Source organism: uncultured Cyclobacterium sp., from assembly GCF_963976465.1.
Taxonomy (GTDB): Bacteria; Bacteroidota; Bacteroidia; order Cytophagales; family Cyclobacteriaceae; genus Cyclobacterium.
The window spans coordinates 1-2,862 of record NZ_CAXBOC010000617.1 but is presented as its reverse complement, the minus strand read 5'-3'; the positions used below and the strand labels follow the sequence as shown (position 1 = coordinate 2,862).

Genomic DNA, 2,862 nt, shown 5'->3' with positions numbered 1-2,862 from the left:
GGAAATCGGTGGATTTGCAGGTTGCAACGATTATAGAGGTGGCGCAACTTACAATGAGGAGCAGATTCAGTTTTCTACTTTATATACAGACAATAGGTCCTGCAAACTTAAGCAACTGGAAAAAAGATTTTTATCCAACCTGGAATCAAGTAAGCAATACTCCTATTATGCCGGCAAACTCATCTTACAAGATGAAAGTGGAAATATTCTTGTAGAACTGGAGCAGCTATAATTTTGCATCCGGAACAATCTGCTGCTTGCACCAAAGAGAGCTGCATGGCCTGCGAACAATAGTACAATTTCAAGAAATCTTTTAGGTCTTGGATGGCTTAAGCCTAGTTAAAAATAATTGTACGATTGCCTACCACTTGAATTTTCCTCGCCAAGTGGTATTTGATGGCTTTGGAAAGGACAACCTTTTCCACATCCTGACCTATTTGCACCAGTTCATCAATGGTATTGTGGTGGCGAACCCGTGCCACATCTTGCTCAATGATTGGCCCGGCATCAAGCTCTTCGGTAACATAGTGAGCGGTAGCACCAATGATTTTCACACCACGTTTATAGGCTGCATGATAAGGTTTCGCCCCCACAAAAGCAGGTAAAAATGAATGATGAATATTAATGATGCTGTTGGGGAAATTCTTTATAAAGTCCCCTGATAAGATTTGCATGTACCTGGCCAAAACAACAAAGTCTACCTGATGCTCTTTCATCAGTTCCAGCTGCTTTTTCTCCTGCTCCAACTTGTTATCCTTGGTCACAGGCAAATGATAATAAGGAATGCCAAATGCTTTTACTACTGGCTCCAGATCCGGATGATTGGAAATCACCAAAGGAATCTCCACATTGAATTGGCCTGAATAATATCGGCTCAAAATATCAAAGAGGCAATGCGATAATTTGGAGACGAAAAGTGCCATCTTAGGTTTGGGAAAATTGAATGAAAGGGAATATTCCATTTCATATTTGATCCCTACATTTTTTTTGAATTCTTGCAAAATGGAATCCTTTTCAATGGCAAAGGTTTCCAGCTCCCACTCTGCACGCATAAAAAAATCACCTAATTCTTCATCGATGTACTGATCTACGGCTAAGATGTTGCCATTGTTTTCGTAAAGAAATTGAGATACAGCGGCTACTATACCTTTGTTATCCTTGCATTGTACAATTAAAATGGCTGTATGCATTTTTATAGTGCTATTGTGAATGAATTAATTTTATTGAGCAAGGGAGTTATTAGTCGAGTAAAGCAACGATATCCTCCTGGTTCAGGCTCTTTATAAAGCTCTCTTCGGTACTAATCAATTCACCTGCGAGGGCCATTTTACGCTCCTGAAGTTCCATTATTTTTTCTTCAACAGAATTACGTGTGATAAATTTGTATATAATGACTTTGTTTTTTTGCCCTATTCGGTGAGCCCTATCAATGGCCTGCGCTTCTACGGCCGGATTCCACCAAGGGTCCAGCAGAAATACATATTCTGCTTCTGTTAAGTTGAGCCCTACGCCACCTGCTTTTAAGGAAATCAGAAAAACTTTGATATCCGGATTTTCTTGAAAGGAAGCCACTTCCTTTTGCCGGTCTACAGTCGCTCCATCAAGATAGGCAAAAGGTATTTTTTCATCATTTAGAAAATCTTTAACAATGCTGAGATGTTTTACAAATTGACTAAATATCAAAACTTTATGGCCTTCGCTGACAGTAGACTTCACCATATGAGAAATATCTTCCAATTTCCCTGAATCTCCATTATAACTATCATCTGCCATCCTGGGATGATTGGCCATTTGCCTCAATTGAGTTAGCCCACGCAACAAGGTAAGCGATTTTTGGGATTTACCGATCTTTGCCGCTTCATCAATGATCTGTTCTCTGAAGTAGTTCTTCACATCTTCATAGGCCTGCTCCTGATCAGGTGTCATAGACGAATATTTAACGTTTACAACTTTTTCAGGCAGGTCGGTAGCAACCTGAGACTTTAATCTTCTCAAGATAAAAGGCTTGATCATAGCATTGAGCTTCAATATTTTATCTTTGTCATTCTTTTTTTCAATAGGCAATAAAAATTGCTTTTTAAATGCCGTCTGGCCTGCCAATAGCCCTCTATTGATAAAATTCATCTGTGACCACAGATCCATTGTCCCATTTTCCACCGGGGTACCGGTAAGTATTAATTTGTGGTTACTTTTCAATTGCACCACAGCCTTGGAAATAATACTGTCTGGATTTTTTATGGCCTGACTTTCGTCAAGAATAATGTAATTGAAATAAAATTCCTTAAGAACATTAATATCTAATCTTGTGATCCCATAAGAAGTAAGCACTAAGTCATAACGTTCAAATAACCTACAATCTTTTACCCGCTGAGTACCTGTATAAATCAGGATTTTTAATTTTGGTGTAAATTTCCTGGCTTCAAGCTCCCAGTTATAAATCAAGGAAGTTGGCATGACCAGCAAAGAGGTGGTTCCTTCAGAACGCTCCTTTTCCATGGCCAACAGAGCCAATGTTTGGACGGTTTTTCCCAACCCCATATCATCTGCCAAACAGCCCCCAAAATTGTAGTCATTTAGGAAACGCATCCAGTTATATCCGGCTTTTTGGTAAGGCCTCAAGGTCCCCTTAAAATAGTTAGACAATTCATAATCTTCAATTGTAGAAAAGTCCTTTAACTTATTTAATTTCTCGCTTAAGCCGAGTTTGACCAGGTTGCCTTTTTCCAACTCCTGAGCCAAGGCTATATGGTGTTTCTTTAATTTATATTTTCCATCGGTATTCTGCTCCTCTTCAATAAAGGAAAAAATCTCCCCATAATTTACAAACCAAGACTTTGGAATAATCCCCACCTCTTTATTCGG

General features: G+C 39.1%; 3 protein-coding genes. 1 reads left to right on the top strand and 2 read right to left on the bottom strand.

Features of this window, described 5'->3' with window-relative positions:
* Positions 1–232, top strand: a 232-nt coding sequence (locus AAC037_RS23005) for an META domain-containing protein (protein WP_339905919.1), incomplete at its 5' end; no start/stop codon positions are given.
* A gap of 103 nt (positions 233–335) precedes the next feature.
* Here AAC037_RS23005 and purU read toward each other — a convergent pair.
* Positions 336–1,190 carry a formyltetrahydrofolate deformylase gene (gene purU, locus AAC037_RS23000; protein ID WP_339905918.1) on the bottom strand — a complete coding sequence of 285 codons (855 nt, stop codon included), beginning with the start codon at positions 1,188–1,190 and terminating at the stop codon, positions 336–338.
* A 49-nt stretch (positions 1,191–1,239) separates the two neighbouring features.
* A partial coding sequence (locus AAC037_RS22995; protein ID WP_339905917.1) for a DEAD/DEAH box helicase occupies positions 1,240–2,862 on the bottom strand: 1,623 nt, incomplete at its 5' end.

Excerpts from the sequence above, each read along its gene's own strand:
- purU (WP_339905918.1), bottom strand. The coding sequence starts at position 1,190 with ATGCATACAGCCATTTTAATTGTACAATGCAAGGATAACAAAGGTATA.